The sequence below is a fragment of the Streptomyces sp. NPDC052910 genome, from assembly GCF_055585605.1.
The window spans coordinates 249,522-270,582 of the sequence record NZ_JBVJJR010000001.1 but is presented as its reverse complement, the minus strand read 5'-3'; the positions used below and the strand labels follow the sequence as shown (position 1 = coordinate 270,582).

Below are 21,061 nucleotides of genomic sequence, written 5' to 3'. Positions count from 1 at the left end.
TTTTCCGTGACCGTCACTGAACTGGTGTCGTACGAGGACGCGTTGGCGTCCTACGACCCCGTCATGGGCCTGGAGGTCCATGTCGAGCTCGGCACCAAGACCAAGATGTTCTGCGGGTGCTCCACGGAGCTGGGCGCCGACCCGAACTCGCAGACCTGCCCCACCTGCCTCGGCATGCCCGGCGCGCTCCCGGTCGTCAACGCCGTCGGCGTCGAGTCCGCGATCAAGATCGGTCTCGCGCTCAACTGCGAGATCGCCGAGTGGTGCCGCTTCGCCCGGAAGAACTACTTCTATCCGGACATGCCGAAGAACTTCCAGACCTCCCAGTACGACGAGCCCATCGCCTTCAACGGCTACCTGGACGTCCAACTGGAGGACGGCGAGGTCTTCCGCGTGGAGATCGAGCGCGCCCACATGGAGGAGGACACCGGCAAGTCCACGCACGTGGGCGGCGCCACCGGCCGTATCCACGGCGCGTCCCACTCCCTGCTGGACTACAACCGGGCCGGCATCCCGCTCATCGAGATCGTCACCAAGCCGATCGAGGGCGCGGGCGAGCGGGCCCCCGAGGTCGCCAAGGCGTACGTCGCCGAGCTGCGCGAGCTCATCAAGGCGCTCGGCGTCTCCGAGGCCCGCATGGAGATGGGCCAGATGCGCTGCGACGTCAACCTGTCGCTGCGCCCGAACGGCACCGAGAAGTTCGGCACCCGCTCGGAGACCAAGAACGTCAACTCGCTCCGCAGCGTCGAGCGGGCCGTCCGGTACGAGGTCATGCGGCACGCCGCCGTGCTGTCCTCGGGCGGCACGATCGTCCAGGAGACGCGCCACTTCCACGAGGAGGACGGCTCCACGACGGCCGGCCGCATCAAGGAGGAGGCCGAGGACTACCGCTACTTCCCCGAGCCGGACCTGGTGCCGGTGGCCCCCTCCCGCGAATGGGTCGAGGAGCTGCGGGGGACCCTGCCCGAGCTGCCGCGCGTGCGCCGCAACCGCCTCCGTGAGGAGTGGGGGATCAGCGAGCACGACATGCAGTCGATCCTCAACGCGGGCGCGGTCGACCTGATCACCGCCACCGTCGAGGCCGGCGCCGACTCCGCCGCCGCCCGCAAGTGGTGGATGGGCGAGCTGGCCCGCCGCGCCAACGAGGGCGGCACCGAGCTGGCCGCCATGCCGATCACCCCGGCCCAGGTGGCCCGGGTGGCCGCGCTGGTCGCGGACGGCTCGCTCAACGACAAGCTGGCCCGCCAGGTCATCGAGGGCGTGCTCGCGGGCGAGGGCGAGCCGGACGTCGTCGTGGAGAAGCGCGGTCTGAAGGTCGTCTCCGACGAGGGCGCGCTCGGCACCGCCGTGGACGAGGCCATCGCGGCCAACGCGGCCATCGCGGACAAGATCCGCGGCGGCAAGGTCGCGGCGGCGGGCGCGCTCGTCGGCGCGGTCATGAAGGCCACGCGGGGCCAGGCGGACGCGGCGCGCGTGCGCGAGCTGATTCTTGAGCGCCTCGGCGCGAAAGAATGATTGAGCACAGCCCGGAGAAGCCGGGCGTCGAGGGCTGACGCCTTCCGGTTCCCTGCGAGAGGGCCGCTCCCCGAGAGGGGGGCGGCCCTCTTCCGTATCGCCGGGTGCCTATTGGCTGACAAGTCGCATTTGGCCGGATTCGCTCGATCGCTTCCCCATCCGCCGGAACGGTCCGGCATGATCCCGTGCAACGGGCCGGACAGCGTGCCCGTACTCCATGGCTGGGGGTAGCAATGCGACGGTTGAGCACTGCGCTGGCCGCGCTCCTGCTGGCGGGCGCCGGACTGGTGACGGCCACGGGGGCGATCGCGTCGGAGCCCGCGAACGGCGGCACCACGGACGCGTCGGACTGCCGGGTCGGCTGGGGGAGCCGCCCCAGGAGCCATCCCGACTCCGAGTACCACCCGCTGACCGACATCAGAACCGGCCGACACCGCTGTTTCGACCGGATGGTCTTCGACGTGCACACCTCGGACGGTCACCCGATCGGGTACCACGTGGGGTACGTCGACAAGCTGTATCAGGACGGTTCCGGGGACGTCGTCACCGTCGGCGGGGGCGCCGTCCTGGAGATCCGGGTGTCCGCGCCGAGCCACGACCCCGAGACCGGCGGCGCGCGCTACCCCGCGCACGCCGGCCACCCGCTGCCGGGCGTGGACCTCACCGGATACCGGGCGTTCCGCGAGGCCCGCTTCGTGGGCAGCTTCGAAGGCGACACGATGGTGGGGCTGGGGCTGCGGGGACGGCTGCCGTTCAGGGTCTTCCAGACGGGCAACCACGTCGTCGTGGACGTCGCCCACACGTGGCACACCTTCCGGTAGGAGCCGCCGGGGTGTGAGGCGGGGGGCGTGGCCGGGACGTGTGGCCGGGGCACGTTGTCGGGGCGCGTGGTCGGGGCACGTTGTCGGGGCGCCAGAAGGGCCTGGTGCGGATCCGGGCTTTCCGGCCGGGCGCGATCCAGGCCCTGCGGCCGGGTTCGGCCCGCGGCCCGCGGCCGGGCGAGCCGCGTGCCCCTGTGGCCGGACGAGCCGCGTGCCCCTGTGGCCGGGTGTGGCGGGGGCCTGTGGCCGGGTGTGACGGGGGCCCTGTGGTGTGACCCACAAAAGGGACAAACGATCTCCGGGAGCTGTCAGAGTGGACGGCCGGAGGCCCGCATACTGAGGCCGTCCGCCCCCTCTCCGCCGCAGCGCTCGATCACCGCGGGTCCCCCCCGGCGTGCGCGAAGCGGCACGACTCCCCCGGAAAGCAGGGAATGACCGCTCTCGTCCGGTGGTGCCTGCGCCGCCGCCTCGCCGTCGTCGTCCTGTGGCTCGTCGCCTTCGCGGGCACGGCCGCCGCGGCCGCGCTGGCCGGTTCCTCCTACTCCGAGGACTACCGGGTGCCCGGCACCGAGTCCGGCCGCGCCACGGCCCTGCTGGAACGGGACTTCCCCGGCCGCGGCGGCGACGACACGATCGTCTGGCACACCACGTCCGGCACCGTCCGCTCCGCCGACGTCCGGCAGCGGATGTCCCACACGCTCCGCGAGATCGCCCAACTGCCCGGCGTCGCCTCCGTCGACGGCCCGTACACCGGCTCCGGCGGCCGGATCAGCCACGACGGCCGGACCGCCTACGCCGACCTCACCTTCCGCGACGCCGGCCCCGCGAAGGTGCGGACGGTCGTCGACACCGCGCGGGCCGCGGCCGGCGCCGACCTGGAGGTGGCCCTGGGCGGCGAGTCCATCGGCCTCACCGAGGGCGCGAACAGCCACCTCAGCGAACTCGTCGGCATCGTCGTGGCGGCCGTCGTGCTGTTCGTCGTCTTCGGCTCCCTCGCGGCGAGCCTGCTGCCCATCGCCACCGCCGTCGTCGGGGTCGGCACGGCCGCCGCGGGCACGGTCCTGCTCGGCCACCTGATGCCGGTCGCCGGCTTCGCACCCATGCTGGGCACCCTCATCGGCCTCGGTGTGGGCATCGACTACGCCCTGTTCATCGTCACCCGGCACCGCAAGGGCCTCCGCCAGGGGCTGTCCGTCCCGGAGGCGGCCGAACGCGCGGTGGCGACGACCGGACGGGCCGTGGTCTTCGCCGGCGGCACCGTCTGCGCGGCGCTCCTCGGCATGCTCGTCCTCCGGCTGGACTTCCTGATCGGGGTCGCCCTCGCCGCGTCCCTCACCGTCGTCCTCACGGTCGCCGCCTCCCTCACCCTGCTGCCGGCCCTCCTCGGGCTGATCGGACGGCGGGTGCTGGGCCGGCGCGAACGCCGCGCTGCCGTCCCCGCCGGACCCGGCCCCGACGCCCCCACCGGCCTGGCCGCCCGCTGGTCGGCACTGGTCGAACGGCGTCCCAAGCTGCTCGCCGCCGTCGCCGCCGGCGTGATGCTCGTCCTCGCCCTGCCCGCGTTCGCCCTCCACCTGGGCACCTCCGACCAGGGCAACAACCCCGCCTCCTCCACCACCCGCCAGGCGTACGACCTGCTCGCCGACGGCTTCGGCCCCGGCGTCAACGGCCCCCTGACGCTCGTCGCCGAACTCGACGGCGCGGGCGAGCGCCTCGCCTTCGACCGGCTGCCCGAGCGACTGCGCGGCACACCCGGCATCGCCGCCGTGGCCCCCGCCGCGCACGGCCGCGGCGGCGCCTCCGGCGTCATCGCCGTCGTCCCCGACGGCTCCCCGCAGTCCCGCGCCACCAGCGACCTCGTCCGGCGACTGCGCTCCGAGACGCTGCCCCGCGCCACCGCCGGGACCGGCCTCGACGTACACGTCGGCGGACCGACCGCGGGCTACGACGACTTCGCCGCCGTCATCCGCGGCAAACTGCCGCTGTTCGTCGGCACGGTGATCGGCCTGGGCTGCGTCCTGCTGCTCCTCGCGTTCCGCAGCGTCGGCATACCGCTGAAGGCCGCCGCGATGAACATCGCCGCCGTCGCCGCCTCTTTCGGCCTGATCGTCGCGGTCTTCCAGTGGGGCTGGGGCAGCGAGTCCCTCGGCCTCGGCCGGGCCGGGCCCATCGAGCCGTTCCTGCCCGTGGTGATGATCGCCGTCCTCTTCGGACTGTCCATGGACTACCAGGTGTTCCTGGTGAGCCGGATGTACGAGGAGTGGCTGGCCACCCGCGACAACCGCCGGGCCGTCCGGGTCGGGCTGGCCGAGACCAGCCGGGTCATCAACTCGGCCGCGATCATCATGATCTCGGTGTTCCTGGCGTTCGTACTGAGCGGCGACCGCGTCATCGCGATGTTCGGCATCGGCCTGGCGGCGGCCGTCGCCCTCGACGCGTTCGTGCTCCGCACACTGCTCGTCCCGGCCCTGATGCACCTGCTCGGCGGCGCCAACTGGTGGCTGCCCGGGTGGCTGGAGCGGCGGCTGCCGCGCATCAGCATCGAACCGCCGGAACCGTGCCCGGAGCACGGCCCGGACCGGCTGCGGGAGGCGGCACCGCTGCCGACGGCGCGCCCGGACCGGGAGGACGTACGGCCGGTGGCGTGACGGGGGTGGGGTGACGGCGGGTGGGGCGACGGCGGGTGGGGTGATGGCGGGTGGGTGAGGGCGGGTGGGTGACGGCGGGTGGGTGACGGCGGCGGCCGGACGGCCGGCGCGATCTGACGGCCCGGAGCCCCGGCCGCCGTCGGTGCGGTTCGCGGCCTCGCGGCCTCGCGGCCTCGCGGCCCCTCCCCCCCATCCGCCCGCCGCCGTGCCGGGATCGGCCGTCGCGCCGCCCCGGCTCCCGCTTCCCCCGGCGGCGGTTGCTTCGGGAGGCGCCGACGTCCCGCACTGCCCCGGCGGGGTCCCGAATCAGCCGTCCTCGATGTCCGAGATGAGCTTGGTGCTCGCGTCGCTCTGCACGGCCAGCCGGGTGTGCCCCGCGTCCGGGCCGGAGCCCCAGGTGAGGGTGACCGTGGTGAACACGTGCCCGGCCCCGGAGTCGTGGTAGCGCACCTCCCAGTGCGCGGGAACGTCCTGGGCGCGCAGCACGCCGTCGGCGTGGTTCGCCTCCTCCCAGGCGGCCAGCCGTTGCCGCAGGTCCTCGGTGAGGTAGTGCGCGCGAAGCTGCGCACCGAGGTCGTCCGTCCCGTCGAAGACGGCGTCGATATAAGCGCCGTAGAAATCGGCCACCCGATCGACGGTGGAGTCCGGGCTCCCGCCGCGGACCCCGCCGGCCGCCTGCTCATCCGCCATGAAGTCTCCTTCGTGCTGGGCGAGTTGAGGTGCCCGCCGACAGCACCTTGCCCCGGCCCGATGCGGAATACTCCTTTCAGGTGATATGTCGCCGAAAGCCGTGACCCACCCCGCGTCGCCGGGCGGCATCGCGTCCCGGGTGGCGCCGGAGTTTCCCGCGGACGGGTGGTTTGGACCCGAATCCTCGCCGTCACGTCGAGCGGGCCGGAAGGATGGACCGTCGGCCGCCGGGAGGGACGTCCGACCCGGCGGGACCAAGGGAGGGAAACGTGATGGGTTCGCATCGGTCGACCGCTCCGTGGAGCATGGGACTGGTCCTGGTCACCGTCATGGCATCCGCCGCGGCGCCGGCGGTCGCCCACACCGGGTCACCGCACCGGATGGCCGGGCGTGTCACTCTCACGAACGCGGACGACGGCAGGACCGTGCCCGCTCGTACAGGCGACGACATCGGCGTCACCCTCACCGGCTCCCGCGAAAACGGCCTCACCTACTCCTGGAGCGTCCCGGTAAGCGACAACACCGGCCTTCACCGGGCCGCGGGCAGCACGACCCCCAGGGGTGACGCCACGGCGAGGTTCCACGCCGAGCGGCAGGGCGTCACCGTCCTCACCGCCCAGCGGCACTGCCGTGCCGACCAGGGACACACCTGTCCCTTGGTGGTCACGCCGTGGAAGGTCAGGGTCGAAGTGAAGTGAGCTCCCGGACGGGCCTCGGCTCCCGCCGGTCACCCACACCTCCGGCGACGTGACCCGGCGACGCGACTCGCCCCGGACGACCTCGCCGAGCCGCTCGCCGCGGCCGGGCGCGCCGATTCCCGCCCGCCCGGTGGCGCTCGTGGAGACGGAAGTGTCCGGCGATCGCCGGCCTCGCGGCGACATTTGTACAAGACCGACAGGCGGTGGCCCAGGCATCGTCCCGTCCATGAGGAATGACGACGTCAAGCAGGTGCACGGGATGCACGTGGTCCACGACGGCCCGCGAGAGGCACCGCCGTTGGTGCTCATCCACGGATCGGGGACCTCAAGCAGTTCATGGAGCCCCGTGGTGCCGGCGCTCGCCGGCCGGCATCACGTCGTCCGGATCGACCTCCCGGGTCACGGCCGGTCCCTGCCCGCCTCGTCGTATGACGTGCCCGAGCAGGCGGGTGCCCTGGCCGAGGCGCTCGATGAACTCGGCCTTCGTGCGGTCACCCTGGTCGGGCACTCCAGCGGTGGCTACATCGCCACCGCGCTCGCCGAACAGCGCCCCGACCTGGTCGGTTCGCTCGCACTGATCAGCAGCGGCCCGAGTCCCGGTGCCCTCCTTCCGCAGCCCGTCGTCCTTCGGGTCCTGGTCGGCCCGCCGCTGGGGCCGCTCCTCTGGCCGATCCGTACGGACGCGATGCTGCGCAGGGGCATGACCGCGGTGTGCAACCGCCCGGTGGACATTCCGGACGACATGGTCGCCGAGGCCCGGAGCATCAGCTACCGGACGCTCAGAACGGTGCTGCGCCGGAACACCGCGTACATCACCGAGCGGAGCGTGCCCGAGCGCCTCACCGTCCTCGGCATACCGGTCCTGGTGATCTTCGGCGCTGCCGACCCCCGCTGGGATCCGTCCTCGGCGCACCTCTACGACACCGTGCCGAACGCGCGCGTCGAGCTGCTGCCCGGCGTCGGGCACCTCCCGATGTCCGAAGCGCCGGAGACGACCGGCGAGTTGCTGCTGGACTTCGCGGCAACGGCCACGGGCCGCTGACACCTGTCGCCTAGCCTGGTGCCATGGAGTCCCCCGGGTCACCACCTGACTGGACGTCGGTGGACGTCGCCGTCCCGCGGCCGTCGGAACGTCTGCCGGGGATCCGCATGGCCGGATTCCGGCAACGTGTCCCGGCGCCCACGGACATCACCATGGTCGCGCACCCATCGGTCACCCTGTTCGTGGACCTGAGCGAAGGAAACGGGCTCGTCCACGACGCCCGCGGCCGGCGTGTACGGGGCAGCGCGGTCGTCGGACTGGCCCCGGGCGAGCTTCGGGTCAGCGGCCGGGCGGCCGGGGGGCTGGGGTGCCTCCAGATTCGGTTGTCACCGGTCGTGGCGGCCGCGGTGCTCGGGGCACCGACCGAGCTCGGCGGGACGGTGACCTCCCTGGAAGAAGTCTGGGGTCGCGACGCCGGGCGCGCCGAGGACAGGCTGCGCGCCGCCGCGTCGTGGGACGAACGGTTCGCCATCGCGGCAGATCTCCTCGGCCGACGGCTGGGCGCGCGCCCACTGCCCGATCCGGAGGTCGCCGGTGCCTGGTGGCGGATGCTCACCAGCCGGGGACGGGTGCGGGTCGACGGCCTGGCGGAGGAGGTGGGATGGAGCCGTAAGCGCCTGTGGTCCCGCTTCCGGTCCCAGACCGGCCTCACCCCCAAGCACGCTGCCCGACTGGTGCGCTTCGACCACGCCGCCCGCCTTCTCGCGGCGGGCCATGCCGCCACTTGGGTGGCGGCCGCAAGCGGCTACGCCGACCAGTCCCACCTCCACCGCGAGGTCAAGGCGTTCACCGGCGCCACGCCCGTGGCCGTAGCCGCTGCGCCGTGGCTCGCGATCGACGACGTCGCGTGGCCGACTTCGTTCGCGGACCCGACGCCGTCGTCGTATGCGTCGCGCCGAGCGCGGGTGACGTGAACGGTGCGGGCGGCGTCCCGCCACGGTCCCGGGCGAGTGCGGCAACCTCTTCCCGGGTGAGTGCGGCGGCCTCGGCGCCGGCCGGCGGCTCCTCGGTGGCGACGTCGTCGAGGCCGCTCCCGTCGCCGTGGCAGGTCCCCCGGCCGTCGGCGGTCGTGAGGGTGACCTGGGCTTCGCAGCGCCGCATGGCGGTCCTCCTGACGGTCGGGCTGACAGCGGACCCGGACCGATGGCCATCGAAGGCGGACCGGTCACCGAAGGTGCCGTCGACGGCCGCCGGGCCGGGGTGCCGGGTGGGCCAGTCGGAGGGAACGGGACCTTGGCCCCGTGTGGAGTGATCCTGAACGGATATCCGTATGTCGCCGGTCGTCCGCGCGGAGCGACCGGCGGGCAGCCTCGGCGGAAACCCCGTCGGGCCCCACAGCACACCTACAGCAAAGGACGCACACCGTGGGCATCATCGCCTGGATTCTCATCGGCCTCATCGCGGGCGCCATCGCCAAGGCACTCACGCCCGGCAAGGACCCGGGCGGCTGCCTCGTCACGATGCTCATCGGCATCGTCGGCGGTCTGCTCGGCGGCTGGCTCGGCAAGGTGATCTTCGGCGTGCACTCCATCAACGGCTTCTTCCACCTCTCGACGTGGATCGCCGCGATCATCGGCTCGGTGATCGTGCTCCTGCTGTACCGCCTCTTCACCGGGCAGCGTTCGCGCTGACCGCGGCCGGCGCTCCGCGTCCGTCGTGCCCGGACGACGTCAGAACCGGGAGGCAGGGCCTGGTGTTCCCGGTGCGGGCGGCCATCCGCCGCTCGCACCGGCCCGGCCCGGGACCCGGCTCACCGGGCGGCCGACGTGCGCAGGGCCGGCAGGGCGGAGGCCGCGCCTGCGAGTTCCTCCTCCGTCGCCTCGGGCAGTCGGCATGCGACCGGTCCCAGGACGACCCCCGACAGGAAGAGCGCCCGTCGGCCGTGCCCGGCGCGGCCCGGCCCCTGGCTGCCGCCGGGTGGACGTCGCGCCCAGTACCGTGCCCGCCGCCGTAAAGCAGCGGAGGCAGGGGATGACGCGGAGAGCAGTGGCGGGCCCTGAGACTTGGTCACCTGCCCGGGTAAGGACGCTCAGGGCGTCTAAGGCGGTCGGCGCCGGGCGCCCCGGAATCTAAGGCGGTCCGGGCCCGCCGATATGAGGCAGTCACCCGATGCCCCGCCCCCACCTCAGAGACGAAGCTTGTCTCAGGTCGGAAAGCCGGAACGCAGAAGACGGCACCGGCCCACGGAAGCCGAGAATCTGAGGAGTCACCATGTTCGACGTCGTACTTCACCACTACCGCCTCGTCGAGTTCGGCCGTGAGGCCGCCAACCAGCGGATGCTGGACGAGGCCCGGGTCGCCGGCCGTTCGCAAGCCGCCCGGGAAGCCGGGAGGCGGGTGAGGACGGATGGCGACCTGCCGCTGAGGGCGGAGGGCACCCTGCCGCTCATCCCGCGGCAGCGGCGCGTGACCGAGCGGGCCGGGCTGTGATCCACCCGGTGGCCGGCCCGGCCGGGGACGACCGCGCCGTAGCAGGCCTCGCCGTCACCGGCCCGACCGCCACCGGCCTCGCCGTCACCGGTCTGACCGTGACCGCGCCGACCGCCACCGGCCCCGCCGTCACCGGCCCCACCGTCACCGGCCCCACCCTCAGAGCCACCGGCCCCACCCTCACCGCCCCGCCCGTCACCGGCCGGACTGTGATCAATTCGTCCGGGGCGATGTCAGAGGGCTGTGCGATGCTCGGCGATGTGCAGAAGACCTCCGTCAGCCCCGTGTTCGTCGGCCGGACCGAAGAACTGGGCGTACTTGTCGACGCTCTCGCCCGCGCCGCCACGGGCGAGCCGCAGTCCGTGCTCGTGGGCGGCGAGGCGGGGGTGGGCAAGACCCGGTTGATCGACGAGTTCCTGGACGCGGCCGCCGCGGCCGGGGCCGTCACCGCCCTGGGCGGCTGTGTGGAGATCGGCAGCGACGGGCTGCCGTTCGCGCCGGTCTCCACCGCCCTGCGCGGCCTGCACCGGCAGCTAGGGGACGAGCTCGCCCGGGCGGCGGCGGGGCAGGAGGGCGAACTGGCGCGGCTGCTGCCCGAGCTGGGCGAGACCGCGCGGGAGTCGGAGGACGGCCGCGCCCGTCTCTTCGAGCTGACGGCCCGCCTGCTGGAGCGCCTCACCGCGGACCGCACGATCGTCCTCGCCATCGAGGACCTGCACTGGGCGGACCGCTCCACCCGCGAGCTGCTCTCCTACCTCTTCCGTTCGCTGCACACCGCGCGGCTCGTCATCGTCGCCACCTACCGCTCCGACGACATCCACCGGCGGCACCCGCTGCGCCCGTTCCTCGCGGAGGCGGACCGGATGCGCGCGCTCGGCCGCGTCGAGCTGTCCCGCTTCACCCGGGACGAGGTGCACGCCCAACTGACCGGCATCAGCGGCAGCGCGCCCGACCACTCCCTGCTCGACCGGGTCTTCGAACGCTCCGACGGCAACGCCTTCTTCGTGGAGGAGCTGGCCGCGTCCATCGCCGGTGGCTGCCGGACCGGCCTCAGCGACTCGCTGCGCGAGCTGCTGCTCGTCCGCATCGAGGCGCTGTGCGAGGACGCGCAGCGGGTCGTGCGCGTCGCCGCCGAGGGCGGCTCGACGGTGGAGTACGCGCTGCTGCACGCGGTCACCGGCCTTGACGAGGACGCGCTCATCGAGGCGTTGCGTCAGACCGTCGGCGCGAGCGTCCTCGTGCCCACGTCCGACGGCGACGGCTACCGCTTCCGGCACTCCCTCGTGCGCGAGGCCGTCGCCGACGACCTGCTGCCCGGTGAGCGCTCCCGTCTCCACCGGCGGTACGCCGAGGCGTTGGAGGCCCAGCCCGGTCTGGTCCGGGCCGACGAGCGCCCCGCCCGGCTGGCCGTCCACTGGTACCACGCGCATGAGCCGGCCAAGGCGCTGCCCGCCGTGCTGGAGGCGTCGGTGCACGCCCGCCGGCGGTACGCCTACGCGGAGAAGCTGCGTCTGCTGGAGCGCGCGCTGGAGCTGTGGGAGGACGTTCCGGCCGAGATCCGCGCCGCCCAGCGCCCGCTCGACTTCGCGGACGTCTACCCCGCCTGCGGCTGTGACGACGAGGCGCTGCACCACATGGACCTGCTGGCCGAGATCGTCGTCGCCGCCAACCTCTCCGGCGACCAGGAACGGGCGCTGGCCATCGCCAAGAAGGCGCTCCGCAAGCCGGGGATGGACCCGCTGCGCGGCGCCTGGTTCTGGTTGCAGCGCTCCAAGCTGATGACCAGCCTCGGGCGGGGCGACGGCCGGCCGGAGCTCGACACCGCGCTGGAGCTGGTCGCGGAGCTGCCGCCGTCCGCCGTGCACGCCGAGGTGCTGGCCCAGCTCGCCGCCTGGGGGGCGCTGCACGACTCCGGGCCCGAGGTGGGTGACACGGCGGAGCGGGCGGTCGCGATGGCCCGTGCCGTCGGGGCGGAGAGCACGGAGCTCAGCGCCCGCCTCACGCTCGGCGGCCACCGGGTCGACACCGGGCGCGACGTGGACGGCGGGCTCGCCGAGATGGCCGAGGTCTGCGCCCGGGTCGTGGACCGGGGCGTCGTCGGCGTCGTGGGCCGCAGCCACATCAACCTGGCCTCCGCCCTGCAGGGCGTGGGCCGTTCCGCGCGCGCCGCCGAAGTGGCCCGGGAGGGCATCGCCCTCGCCGACCGCTACGGTCTCGACGACGCCCGTGCGTGGGCGCGCAACAACCTGGCGTCCGCCCTCTTCCTCCTGGGGCACTGGGACGAGGCGGAGGCGGCGGCCCTGGAGGCCCGGCGCGAGGCCCGGGGCGTCAAGCCCCCCGGTTTCGCCGATGTCCGCCTGGCCGCCGTCGCCCTCGCGCGGGGCGACCTGGAGCGCGCGGAGTGCCTGCTCGCCTCGGCCCGCGAGCGGTTCGGCACGCACGACCCGCAACCGCAGAGCACCCTGGTCCTCGCGCGGTACACCATCGAACTGCACGCGGCGCTCGGCCGGTACGCCGAGGCCCGCGCCGAGCTGGAACGGGTGCTGGCGGCCGGGCTGCCGCGGGGTGTCGACCGGTACGTCTGGCCGTTCCTGACGACGGCCGCCGCGGCCGAGGCCGACGCCGGGGAGCTGCCGGAGACGGCCCCCGGCCGGGCCGCGGTGCTGTCCGGGCTCCGGGCGGCGGCCGACGGCCGGAGCCGGTCGATCCCGCTCCACCGGGCCTACGGGCTGCTGTTCGACGCCGAACACGCCCGCGCGGAAGGGCACTTCGAGGCCCGTCGATGGGAGGCCGTGGCCGACGCCTTCGAGCCGCTGGACCGTCCCCTGGAGCTTGCGCGTGCCCGCCACCGCTGGGCCGAGGCGCTGCTCACGGCGGGTGGCCCGGCCGCGGAGCACGCCGCCGGGCCGCTGGCCCGGGCGCACGCCGAGGCCGTCCGGCTCGGCGCCCGGCCGCTGCGCGAGGCGACCGCGTCGCTCGCCCGGCGCGCCCGGCTCTCCCTCGACGGGGAGCCGTCGCCCGACGGACGCGCGCCGGAAGCGGTCCCGGGGCCCGACGCGCCGCCCCGGCTCACGCCTCGGGAACGCGACGTCCTGCGCCTGGTCACGCTGGGCCGGAGCAACCGGCAGATAGCCGAGGAGCTGTTCATCTCCCCGAAGACGGCCAGTGTGCACGTCTCCAACATCCTGGCGAAGCTGGGTGCTTCGGGCCGTGGCGAGGCCGCGGCGACGGCGCACCGGCTGGGGCTGTTCAGCCCCGCCGGGGCCGGATGACGGCTCAGCCCCGCCGGGGCCGGATGACGACGCATCCGGAGTCGAGGTCGACCGGCCCCCGCCCGGGGTCGGCGTCCCCGACGTCGTCCAGGCACAGCTCGTGCCGGTTCCGTTCCTCCTCGGTGTGCCGGCGTCCCGGGGCGAACAACTCGCTGAGTGCGTCGAACATGCCGACTCCCGTCGTCGTGGCGGCCTTTCCCATGTAAGCACACGGGTGTGCGACGGCCGGGCGGTACGACCGCACCTTGTTTCTGTACCTACTGGTATGTACAGTTCTGATCATGGACACCTCGGAACGCCTCATCGAGAGCACCCGCGCCCTGCTCTGGGAGCGCGGTTACGTGGGCACCAGCCCCAAGGCCATCCAGCAGCGGGCCGGGGCCGGGCAGGGCAGCATGTACCACCACTTCACCGGCAAGCCCGATCTCGCCCTCACGGCCATCCGCAGGACGGCCGAGGAGATGCGCGCCCAGGCCGAGCGGCAGTTCTCCGGGCCCGGGACGGTGCTTGAGCGGATCTCCGCCTACCTGCTGCGCGAGCGCGAGGTGCTCAAGGGCTGCCCGGTGGGCCGGCTCACCCAGGACCCGGACGTCGTCGCCGACCCGGAGCTCCGGCGGCCGGTGGACGAGACCTTCGCCTGGCTCCGCGACCGGCTCGCCGGCCTGCTCGCGGACGGCCGCGAACGCGGCGAGCTGGACCCGGCACTCGACCCGGCCACCACGGCGTCCACGATCGTCGCCGTGCTCCAGGGCGGCTACGTCCTGGCCCGCGCCGCCGACTCCGACGAACCCTTCCGGCAGGCGGTCACGGGCGTGCTCGGACTGCTGCGAGCCCACGCCCGATGAGCCCCCGGGCCCGGTCCTCCCCCCGCCGTCCACCGGCGTGCGTGCCACCGCGCTCCTGACCGCCATCCTCGCCATCCGAACCGCGAAGCCCTGGTCACCCACCGAACCGACGTCCGACACGACCGGAAAGAGCCTCCTGTGTACGCGATGCAGTACGAGATCACCCTCCCCGCCGACTACGACATGGGCGTCATCCGCGACCGCGTGGCCACCCGCGGCCACGCCCTCGACGACCGGGCCGGCCTCGGCCTGAAGGCGTACCTGATCCGCGAACGCGGGCGCGGGGGCTCGCCCGTCAACCAGTACGCGCCCTTCTACCTCTGGCACGACGACGGGGCGATGGCGGAGTTCCTCGTCGGCGGGGGCGGCTTCCAGGGCGTCGTCGCCGACTTCGGCCGCCCCGCCGTCCACCACTGGACGGGAATCGCCTGTCACGCCGGGCCCGCCCGCGCCGACACCCCGCGCGCCGCCTCCCGCCGGATCACCCCGCTGCCGGTGACCGAGGACCCGGGCGCCCTCACCGCCCTCGTGGCCGAGGAGACCGCCCGGCTCGCCGAGACCGCCGGGCGCGCCGGCGTGCACACGGCGGCGCTCGCCGTCGATCCGCGCCACTGGGAGCTCATGCGGTTCGTGCTGTGGAAGCACGAGGTTCCCGAGGACGAGGCCGAGAGCGCTGTGGAGCGGTACGAGGTGGCGCACCTGTCCGCGCCGCACCTGGCGGACGTCTCCGCCGGCCGGCTGTGGTGACGCCCGGCGCCCCGGCGGGAATGCGCGCGCCGGGGCGCGGCGCTGCACCGGGCATGCGCATGAAAGACATGGTGCGCCGGACGGGCGTCAGTGAACGGTTGCTGCGGTACTACGAGGACCAGGGGCTGCTGACGCCCGAGCGGCTGCCCAGTGGGTACCGGGTCTACTCCGAGGACGACGTCGTCACCGTCCGGCGGATCCGCGGGTTGCTCGCCGCCGGGCTGACGACCGCCGTGATCGCCAGGATGCTGCCCTGCCTGGACGGGGACGGGTCGCGACTGGTGCCGGTCTGTCCGGATCTCGTCGCCGAGCTGCGGGGGGAGCGGTCCCGGATCACGTCGGCCATCGACGAGCTGCTGACCGCGCGGGGCTTGCTGGACGAGGTGATCGCGGCCGGGCCGCGGGGATAGGAGCCCCGGCCCCGCCCTTTCGCCGTTTCCCGACGGCGCGGCCCCCGGAACCGCGCCCCGCGGTCGTCCTCGAACGCCGGATCGGCCGGAGAGGTTCAGTACCAGGATCCCAGCGCTCTCGGGAGCTCTCCTATCTCCTCCAAGTCCTTCTCCGTCAACCGGACTTCCGCCGCCGCCGCGTTCTCCACCGCCCAGTGGGCCTTCTTCGTCCCGGGCACGGGTATCACGTGCCGCCCCTGGGCCAGCACCCACGCCAGGGCGATCTGGGCGGCGGTCGCGCCGTGGCGGTCGGCGACGCGGCGGAGTCCGGCGACGATGGGCTGGTTGGCGGCCATCATCTCGGCGGTGAAGCGGGGGTGGCGGGCCCGGATGTCCTCGGGCTCGAAGCCCTGGCCGGGGGTGAGGGTGCCGCTGAGGAAACCGTTGCCCAGGGGCATCGCGGCGAGGAGGCCCACGCCGCGCGACGCGCACCAGGGCGCGAGGGCGTCGAGGGCCTCCCGGGACCAGACGGAGAGTTCGGCCTGGACGCAACTGACCGGGAAGACCTGCTGGACGCGCTCCAACTGCCGGATCGTGCCGTCGTAGAGGCCACCGCGGGCGCGCCGGTGGGTGCGGGCGCCTATGGCGCACCACCCCAGGGCGCGCACCTTCCCGGCGGCGACGAGGTCGGCCATCGCGCCCCAGGTCTCCTCGACGGGCACCTCGGGGTCGGGCCGGTGCAACTGGTAGAGATCTATGACGTCGGTCTGGAGCCGGCGCAGCGAGGCGTCGCAGGCGCGTTTCACATAGCCCGGGCGCCCGTTGGCGACGATGTGCTGCTCGCCGACGAGCAGCCCGCACTTGGTCGACACGAACGCCTCGGATCGCCGCTCGCGCAACACCCGTCCCACCAGCAACTCGTTGGTGAACGGGCCGTACATGTCGGCCGTGTCGAGCAGGCTGGCGCCGGCGTCCAGGGCGGCGTGCACGGTGCGGAGCGCGGTCTCGCCGCTCTGCTGGGAGGCGGTGTAGGCCCAGTGCATGGGCATGCACCCGAGGCCGATCGCACCCACTTCGAGCGCCGTCGCACCGATTGTCCTGCGCTCCACCGGCCGTATCCCTCCCGTTCCCTCCTGATCGGCGCGCGTCCAACTTAACCTTTGGCGCAGGTCCGGCCGTCAGCGGGCCGCCGGGGGGACGTCGCATAACCTCCCGGCATGAGCGCAGATCACAGCGGTGAGCACCCGTCCGACGCCCGGCCCCTGGCCTGGCTGCCGTTCCGCCCCGAGGAGATCGACGGGCTGCCCGAGGGGCTGGAGTACGCCTACTGGAACGGTGGCGACGACTATCCGACCGACCCGGCGCGGGTCGCCTTCTACGGGATCCCCTACGAGATCGACGGCGCGCTGGCCCCCGCCGAGGTGTGCCTGCGTCCGCTTCCCCTGATGCGCGCCGTCCGGGTCGTCCAGGCGCTCACGGCCGGGACCGACCACCTCCGCCCCGCCCTGCCGCTGCTCCCGCCGGGGGCCGTGCTGTGCAACGCCCGCGGCCTGCACGACGCGAGCACCGCCGAGCTGGCCCTCACTCTGATCCTGTCCTCCCTCAGGGACATCCCGGGTTTCGTCCGGGCGCAGGACGTGGGGGAGTGGCGGCAGGGCTTCCGTCCGGCGCTCGCCGACACGTCGGTCCTCATCGTGGGGTACGGCTCGATCGGACGTGCCATCGAGGACCGGCTTGCTCCCTTCGAGTGCGCGCGGGTGGCGCGCGTCGCGCGCTCCCCGCGTCCCACGGAGCGCGGTCCCGTGCACCCGGTCACCGCCCTGCCGGACCTCCTGCCGGACGCCGACGTGGTGATCGTGGCGACCCCGCTCACCGACGAGACCCGGGGCCTGTTCGACGCCGGCCTGCTGGCCCGGATGAAGGACGGGGCGCTGCTCGTCAACGTGGCGCGCGGGGCCGTCGTGCACACCGGGGCACTGCTCGCCGAGTTGGAGAGCGGGCGGCTGCGCGCCGCGCTGGACGTCACCGACCCCGAGCCGCTGCCCCCGGGGCACCCGCTCTGGACCGCCCCCCACACGCTGATCACCCCGCACGTCGGCGGCCCGTCCTCGGCCTTCAGGCCCCGCGCCGAGGCGCTGCTCCGCGGCCAACTGGCCGGATTCGTCCTGGACGAGCCTCTGCGAAACGTCGTAGCCACGGCCGTCTGAAGCCACGTACAGACACCGTCCGGCTGCACTGAGTATCCATAATCCCGTAGCTAGTTACGCTATGTATATGAGCTATGTCCGTGAGTGACCAGTCTGGTGTATCGTCCGGACCGGGGGCTGCGCCGGGCACCGTACGGGCGCAGCGAAGTACCGCACTCAAGGGGGGCGACGGGCGATGCACGGCCAATGGACGATCAACCCGACGCGGCTCACGCACCAGCGGCCCACGTCGTCGGCACGGTGGCGGCCCGCTCACCCGCGGCAGGTCCGGCGGCATCCGGTCCGCCCGGCCCACCGCACGGCCGGCCCGTTCCGGCGGTCCCGGCGGACGGCGGGGTCGGAGGCGTTCCGGGCCCCGCTCGGGACGGCGGAGCGGTGACCGCGCAGGGAGCCGCCCTGCCCCGGCAGGCGGTCCCGGCCGGGGGGCCGGGCGGCCGGCCCGCCGGGGCCTCGGGCGTGGTGTCACAGCTCTTGCTCGCCCTCGTCTGCGGCGGCTACGCCACGGGCGCGGCGTTCGGCTGGGGCTCGCCCCATCTCGCCAAGACCATGGGCGACTTCGGGCTCAGCGGGGCGGCGGTCCTCGCCGCCGTCTCCTGCTTCTGGTACGCGCGCACTCGTACCACCGGCTTCCGGCCCGCGTGGCTGCTCTTCGCGGTCTCCTCGGGCATGGCGGGCTTCGGGAACGCGGTCTGGGGCTGGTACGAGGTCGTGCTGGAGGAGCGCGTCCCGACCACCTCGCCCGCGGACTTCGCGTTCCTCCTGTTCGCGCCGCCCGCCATCATCGGTCTGCTGGTGCTGGCCCGCCGCCCGGTCACCCGGGCCGGCTGGCTCTGCCTGGCGCTCGACTCCTGGCTGATCGGCGGCTCGCTGCTGACGCTGTCCTGGAGCCTGGCCCTCGCCCACACGGCGCACTTCGCCGACGAGACGGTGGCGCACGTCGCGCTGTCCCTGGCGTACCCGCTGCTGGACATCGTGCTGGTGTCCATGGTGCTGGCGCTGCACTTCCGGCGTTCCTCCGCCAACCGGTCCGCCGTCAACACGGCGATCGCCGCGCTCGCCCTGACGGTGCTGTGCGACGCCCTGTTCACCTCGCCGCTGCTGCGCGAGAACTACCGCTCCGGACAGATCCTCGACGCCGGCTGGTTCGCGGGCTACATGCTGATGGCCTACGCCCCGTGGGTGACGCGGGAGCAGGGGAGCGCGTCCGGTGCCGCCGCCACCTCCGGCCGTCAGGTCCAGGCCTCCGGCCGGCCCATCGCGGGCTCCCTCGCCGCCCTCACGCCGTACCTCGCGGCGGCCGTCTGCACCCTGGGCATCCTCTACAACGTCCTCGACGGCCACCACGTCGACCGGGTCGTCCTCTTCACCGGCTGCACGGTCGTCCTCGCGCTGGTCGTCCGGCAGGGCATCATGCTGCTCGACAACATCTCCCTCACCCAGGAACTGGCGCAGGCGGAGAACCACTTCCGCTCCCTGGTGCAGGGCTCCAGCGACGTCATCATGATCGCCGCGCCGACCGGCATACTGCGGTACGTCAGCCCCGCCGCCGCCGGCGTCTACGGGCGGGACGCGGAGGAGCTGGTCGGCTCGGAGCTGGCCTCCCTCATCCATCCCGAGGACCTGGGGCGGGTCGTCCACGAGGTGCGCCGCTTCCTGGCCGCGGCGCCCGCCGACGAGCCCACCACCCGGATCGAGTGCCGCTTCCGCTCCGGCGACGGCGAATGGCTGAACGTCGAGTCCACCGTCAAGCGGCACCACGGCGGCCTCATCTTCAACAGCCGTGACGTCACGGAACGGGTGCGCCTCCAAGCGCAGTTGCAGCACACCGCCGAGCACGACCCGCTCACCGACCTGCCCAACCGCTCGCTGTTCACCAAGCGCGTCCAGCAGGCCCTGGCCGGCCGCAGAGTGACCGATCCGGGCACGGCCGTGCTCTTCATCGACCTCGACGGCTTCAAGGCCGTCAACGACACCGTCGGCCACCAGGCCGGGGACGAGCTGCTGGTGCAGGCCGCCCGCCGGCTCCAGGAGTCCGTGCGCGCCGGGGACAGCACCGCCCGGTTCGGCGGCGACGAGTTCGCCGCGCTGATCATCGGCGACGGCACCCGCGATCCGTCGGCCCGCGAGTACCGCATCATGGAGATCGCCGACCGGCTGCGGCTCACCCTCTCCCAGCCCTACGTGGTGGAGGGCGGCACCGAGGTCCGGGTGGCCGCCAGCATCGGCGTCGCCTTCGCCGAGCCGGGCATCACCCCCGGCACCCTGATGCGCAACGCCGACCTGGCCATGTACCGGGCGAAGCAGGCCGGCAAGGGGCGCGTCGAGTTGTACGCGCCCCACCTGCAGGCCGAGGTCGTCCGCCGCGCCGAGCTCACCACCCGGTGGCGCACCGCCCTGAACGACGGGGAGTTCGCGCTGCTCCACCAGCCGGTGGTGGAGCTGGCCACCGGACGGGTCACCGCCGTCGCCGCCCAGGCCCGCTGGCGCTCCCCGCAGGGCATCCTGTTCCCGCCGGAGGAGTTCCTGCCCGCCGCCGACCCGGACCGCGGGGACGAGAACGGCCGCACCGTCGAACTCGGCCGCTGGACGCTGGAGAAGGCCCTCGAACAGGCCGAGCGCCGACGGGTCGCGGGCCACGCCGTGCCGGTCTACGTCCGGCTGTCCGCCGCCCGGCTGGTCGACCGGGCGCTGCCCGCCAAGCACGTCGAGTCCCTGCTGCTGCGGCACGGCACGCCCGTCGGCGGGCTGGTCCTGGAGCTCACCGGCGTCGACTCCCGCGTCCCGCTGGACGAGCTGGAGCGGCGGCTGGTCTCGCTGCGCCGGTTCGGGGTGCGCATCGCCCTCGACGGCTTCGGCAGCGGCCACGCGGCCATGAGCGCCCTGCGGCGGCTGCCCGTCGACGTCCTCCGGCTCGACCGGGACCTCGTCGACGGCGTCACCGACTCCGTCCGGCTGCGCAAGATCACGGCGGGGCTGCTGAAGATCGCCGGTGATCTCGGGACGCAGTCCGTGGCCGAAGGCGTGGACGACCCCGAACAGGCCCGCGTACTCCGTGCCATGGGCTGCACCCACGCCCAGGGCCTGGCGTTCTCCGGGCCGCTCGACGAGCACCGGCTGCGGCAGGCGCTCGGCCGCGGCTGCTACCCGGTTCCCCTCGAACCGCCGGCCGGCGAGAGCGGCCCCACCCCGGGCGGGCCGCTGCCGTCGTCGGCGAACAGGCTGCCGGGCGGCGGGAAACGGCTGCTCCTCGGCGGACCGGTGCCCGTCAACGTGGTGTTGCCGTCCGCGCTCCGGGCGGGCGGTGCGGGGGCCCTGGCCCATGCTCCATTGCGCTCAAATAGTGAGACGCCCGTCCCACCCACTTGACACCTCGCCCGTGACAGGGAGAGGGTCGGTCCCATGCGCACCCGAATTCTCGTACTTGGACAGCGCGTCGGCTGAAGCAGGTCGTGGTTCCCCGCCTGCTGACCCACACCGGCGCGCTCCCCTCGCTTGCCTTACGGCACGAGGGGTTTTTTGTTGCATCGATACCGACCGAGACTCCACCGCCCGACCGGACCGCGACGACGCGGTTCCACCGCGGCAGCTCCCGCAGCCCGCCGCGGTCCGTCCGAAGCAGTCCGTCCGAAGCAGTCCGTCCCAAGCAGTCCGTCCGAAGCGGCTCGTGGCAGTCCCGGCAGCCGAAGCGGACCCGGCAGGCGAAGCAGCCTCCACAGCCGAAGCAGTCCCCGACCGAACCAGTCCCCGTAGCCGAAGC

17 protein-coding genes are annotated in these 21,061 nt (G+C 73.7%); 14 read left to right on the top strand and 3 right to left on the bottom strand.

Annotated features, from left to right (window positions below; genetic code table 11):
• Nucleotides 1-6: 6 nt before the first annotated feature.
• The 3 genes from gatB to ACZ6X9_RS01190 all read left to right on the top strand — a co-directional run bounded on the left by gatB (nucleotide 7) and on the right by ACZ6X9_RS01190 (nucleotide 4,984).
• The gene (gatB, locus tag ACZ6X9_RS01200; protein WP_469775844.1) at nucleotides 7-1,515 is read left to right on the top strand and encodes an Asp-tRNA(Asn)/Glu-tRNA(Gln) amidotransferase subunit GatB; all 1,509 of its coding nucleotides are present in this window, start codon (nucleotides 7-9) and stop codon (nucleotides 1,513-1,515) included.
• Between the two features lie 233 nt (nucleotides 1,516-1,748).
• Complete coding sequence (locus tag ACZ6X9_RS01195; protein ID WP_469775843.1) at nucleotides 1,749-2,336, top strand: AMIN-like domain-containing (lipo)protein; 588 nt, start codon at nucleotides 1,749-1,751, stop codon at nucleotides 2,334-2,336.
• 431 nt (nucleotides 2,337-2,767) lie between these two features.
• On the top strand, nucleotides 2,768-4,984 hold the full coding sequence (locus ACZ6X9_RS01190; protein ID WP_469775842.1) for an MMPL family transporter: 2,217 nt from the start codon (nucleotides 2,768-2,770) through the stop codon (nucleotides 4,982-4,984).
• A 306-nt stretch (nucleotides 4,985-5,290) separates the two neighbouring features.
• On the opposite strand, the gene ACZ6X9_RS01185 is transcribed toward ACZ6X9_RS01190, so the two are convergent.
• Nucleotides 5,291-5,674, bottom strand: coding sequence for a hypothetical protein (locus ACZ6X9_RS01185; RefSeq protein ID WP_469775841.1), 384 nt, complete (start codon nucleotides 5,672-5,674; stop codon nucleotides 5,291-5,293).
• Nucleotides 5,675-5,946: 272 nt separating this feature from the next.
• Here ACZ6X9_RS01185 and ACZ6X9_RS01180 point away from each other — a divergent pair, with 272 nt between their 5' ends.
• From ACZ6X9_RS01180 to ACZ6X9_RS01155, 6 genes are all read left to right on the top strand, one after another.
• A complete protein-coding gene (locus ACZ6X9_RS01180) occupies nucleotides 5,947-6,372 on the top strand; it encodes a hypothetical protein (protein ID WP_469775840.1) in 426 nt (141 codons plus the stop codon).
• Nucleotides 6,373-6,598: 226 nt separating this feature from the next.
• Nucleotides 6,599-7,414 carry an alpha/beta fold hydrolase gene (locus ACZ6X9_RS01175; RefSeq protein ID WP_469775839.1) on the top strand — a complete coding sequence of 272 codons (816 nt, stop codon included), beginning with the start codon at nucleotides 6,599-6,601 and terminating at the stop codon, nucleotides 7,412-7,414.
• A 23-nt stretch (nucleotides 7,415-7,437) separates the two neighbouring features.
• Nucleotides 7,438-8,328 (top strand): helix-turn-helix domain-containing protein, encoded by an 891-nt coding sequence (locus ACZ6X9_RS01170; RefSeq protein WP_469775838.1) that lies wholly within the window; start codon nucleotides 7,438-7,440, stop codon nucleotides 8,326-8,328.
• A gap of 450 nt (nucleotides 8,329-8,778) precedes the next feature.
• Nucleotides 8,779-9,045 carry a GlsB/YeaQ/YmgE family stress response membrane protein gene (locus tag ACZ6X9_RS01165; protein ID WP_469775837.1) on the top strand — a complete coding sequence of 89 codons (267 nt, stop codon included), beginning with the start codon at nucleotides 8,779-8,781 and terminating at the stop codon, nucleotides 9,043-9,045.
• Between the two features lie 580 nt (nucleotides 9,046-9,625).
• Nucleotides 9,626-9,844, top strand: a complete 219-nt coding sequence (locus tag ACZ6X9_RS01160) for a hypothetical protein (RefSeq protein ID WP_469775836.1) — start codon at nucleotides 9,626-9,628, stop codon at nucleotides 9,842-9,844.
• 248 nt (nucleotides 9,845-10,092) lie between these two features.
• A complete protein-coding gene (locus ACZ6X9_RS01155; protein ID WP_469776607.1) occupies nucleotides 10,093-13,116 on the top strand; it encodes a helix-turn-helix transcriptional regulator in 3,024 nt (1,007 codons plus the stop codon).
• 4 nt (nucleotides 13,117-13,120) lie between these two features.
• On the opposite strand, the gene ACZ6X9_RS01150 is transcribed toward ACZ6X9_RS01155, so the two are convergent.
• Nucleotides 13,121-13,285: a DUF6191 domain-containing protein gene (locus ACZ6X9_RS01150; RefSeq protein ID WP_469775835.1), complete on the bottom strand. Its 165-nt coding sequence runs from the start codon at nucleotides 13,283-13,285 to the stop codon at nucleotides 13,121-13,123.
• A 112-nt stretch (nucleotides 13,286-13,397) separates the two neighbouring features.
• On the opposite strand from ACZ6X9_RS01150, the gene ACZ6X9_RS01145 reads away from it, so the two are divergent.
• The 3 genes from ACZ6X9_RS01145 (at nucleotide 13,398) to ACZ6X9_RS01135 (ending at nucleotide 15,118) form a co-directional block, all read left to right on the top strand.
• Nucleotides 13,398-13,961, top strand: coding sequence for a TetR/AcrR family transcriptional regulator (locus ACZ6X9_RS01145; RefSeq protein WP_469775834.1), 564 nt, complete (start codon nucleotides 13,398-13,400; stop codon nucleotides 13,959-13,961).
• Nucleotides 13,962-14,099: 138 nt separating this feature from the next.
• Nucleotides 14,100-14,708 carry a DUF4865 family protein gene (locus tag ACZ6X9_RS01140; protein WP_469775833.1) on the top strand — a complete coding sequence of 203 codons (609 nt, stop codon included), beginning with the start codon at nucleotides 14,100-14,102 and terminating at the stop codon, nucleotides 14,706-14,708.
• A gap of 53 nt (nucleotides 14,709-14,761) precedes the next feature.
• Entirely contained in the window at nucleotides 14,762-15,118 is a 357-nt protein-coding gene (locus ACZ6X9_RS01135; RefSeq protein ID WP_469775832.1) for a MerR family transcriptional regulator, read from the top strand.
• Nucleotides 15,119-15,213: 95 nt separating this feature from the next.
• On the opposite strand, the gene ACZ6X9_RS01130 is transcribed toward ACZ6X9_RS01135, so the two are convergent.
• Nucleotides 15,214-16,206, bottom strand: a complete 993-nt coding sequence (locus ACZ6X9_RS01130) for an aldo/keto reductase (protein ID WP_469775831.1) — start codon at nucleotides 16,204-16,206, stop codon at nucleotides 15,214-15,216.
• 108 nt (nucleotides 16,207-16,314) lie between these two features.
• On the opposite strand from ACZ6X9_RS01130, the gene ACZ6X9_RS01125 reads away from it, so the two are divergent.
• Both ACZ6X9_RS01125 and ACZ6X9_RS01120 read left to right on the top strand, forming a co-directional pair.
• Nucleotides 16,315-17,304, top strand: a complete 990-nt coding sequence (locus ACZ6X9_RS01125; RefSeq protein WP_469775830.1) for a 2-hydroxyacid dehydrogenase — start codon at nucleotides 16,315-16,317, stop codon at nucleotides 17,302-17,304.
• A 375-nt stretch (nucleotides 17,305-17,679) separates the two neighbouring features.
• Nucleotides 17,680-20,670, top strand: a complete 2,991-nt coding sequence (locus ACZ6X9_RS01120) for a putative bifunctional diguanylate cyclase/phosphodiesterase (RefSeq protein ID WP_469775829.1) — start codon at nucleotides 17,680-17,682, stop codon at nucleotides 20,668-20,670.
• Nucleotides 20,671-21,061: the final 391 nt, after the last annotated feature.

Bases quoted from the DNA above. Each gene is read 5' to 3' on its own strand.
- ACZ6X9_RS01195 (WP_469775843.1), top strand. From the start codon at position 1,749: ATGCGACGGTTGAGCACTGCGCTGGCCGCGCTCCTGCTGGCGGGCGCC.
- ACZ6X9_RS01190 (WP_469775842.1), top strand. From the start codon at position 2,768: ATGACCGCTCTCGTCCGGTGGTGCCTGCGCCGCCGCCTCGCCGTCGTC.
- ACZ6X9_RS01185 (WP_469775841.1), bottom strand. From the start codon at position 5,674: ATGGCGGATGAGCAGGCGGCCGGCGGGGTCCGCGGCGGGAGCCCGGAC.
- ACZ6X9_RS01180 (WP_469775840.1), top strand. From the start codon at position 5,947: ATGGGTTCGCATCGGTCGACCGCTCCGTGGAGCATGGGACTGGTCCTG.
- ACZ6X9_RS01175 (WP_469775839.1), top strand. From the start codon at position 6,599: ATGAGGAATGACGACGTCAAGCAGGTGCACGGGATGCACGTGGTCCAC.
- ACZ6X9_RS01170 (WP_469775838.1), top strand. From the start codon at position 7,438: ATGGAGTCCCCCGGGTCACCACCTGACTGGACGTCGGTGGACGTCGCC.
- ACZ6X9_RS01160 (WP_469775836.1), top strand. From the start codon at position 9,626: ATGTTCGACGTCGTACTTCACCACTACCGCCTCGTCGAGTTCGGCCGT.
- ACZ6X9_RS01155 (WP_469776607.1), top strand. From the start codon at position 10,093: ATGCTCGGCGATGTGCAGAAGACCTCCGTCAGCCCCGTGTTCGTCGGC.
- ACZ6X9_RS01150 (WP_469775835.1), bottom strand. From the start codon at position 13,285: ATGTTCGACGCACTCAGCGAGTTGTTCGCCCCGGGACGCCGGCACACC.
- ACZ6X9_RS01145 (WP_469775834.1), top strand. From the start codon at position 13,398: ATGGACACCTCGGAACGCCTCATCGAGAGCACCCGCGCCCTGCTCTGG.
- ACZ6X9_RS01135 (WP_469775832.1), top strand. From the start codon at position 14,762: ATGCGCATGAAAGACATGGTGCGCCGGACGGGCGTCAGTGAACGGTTG.
- ACZ6X9_RS01125 (WP_469775830.1), top strand. From the start codon at position 16,315: ATGAGCGCAGATCACAGCGGTGAGCACCCGTCCGACGCCCGGCCCCTG.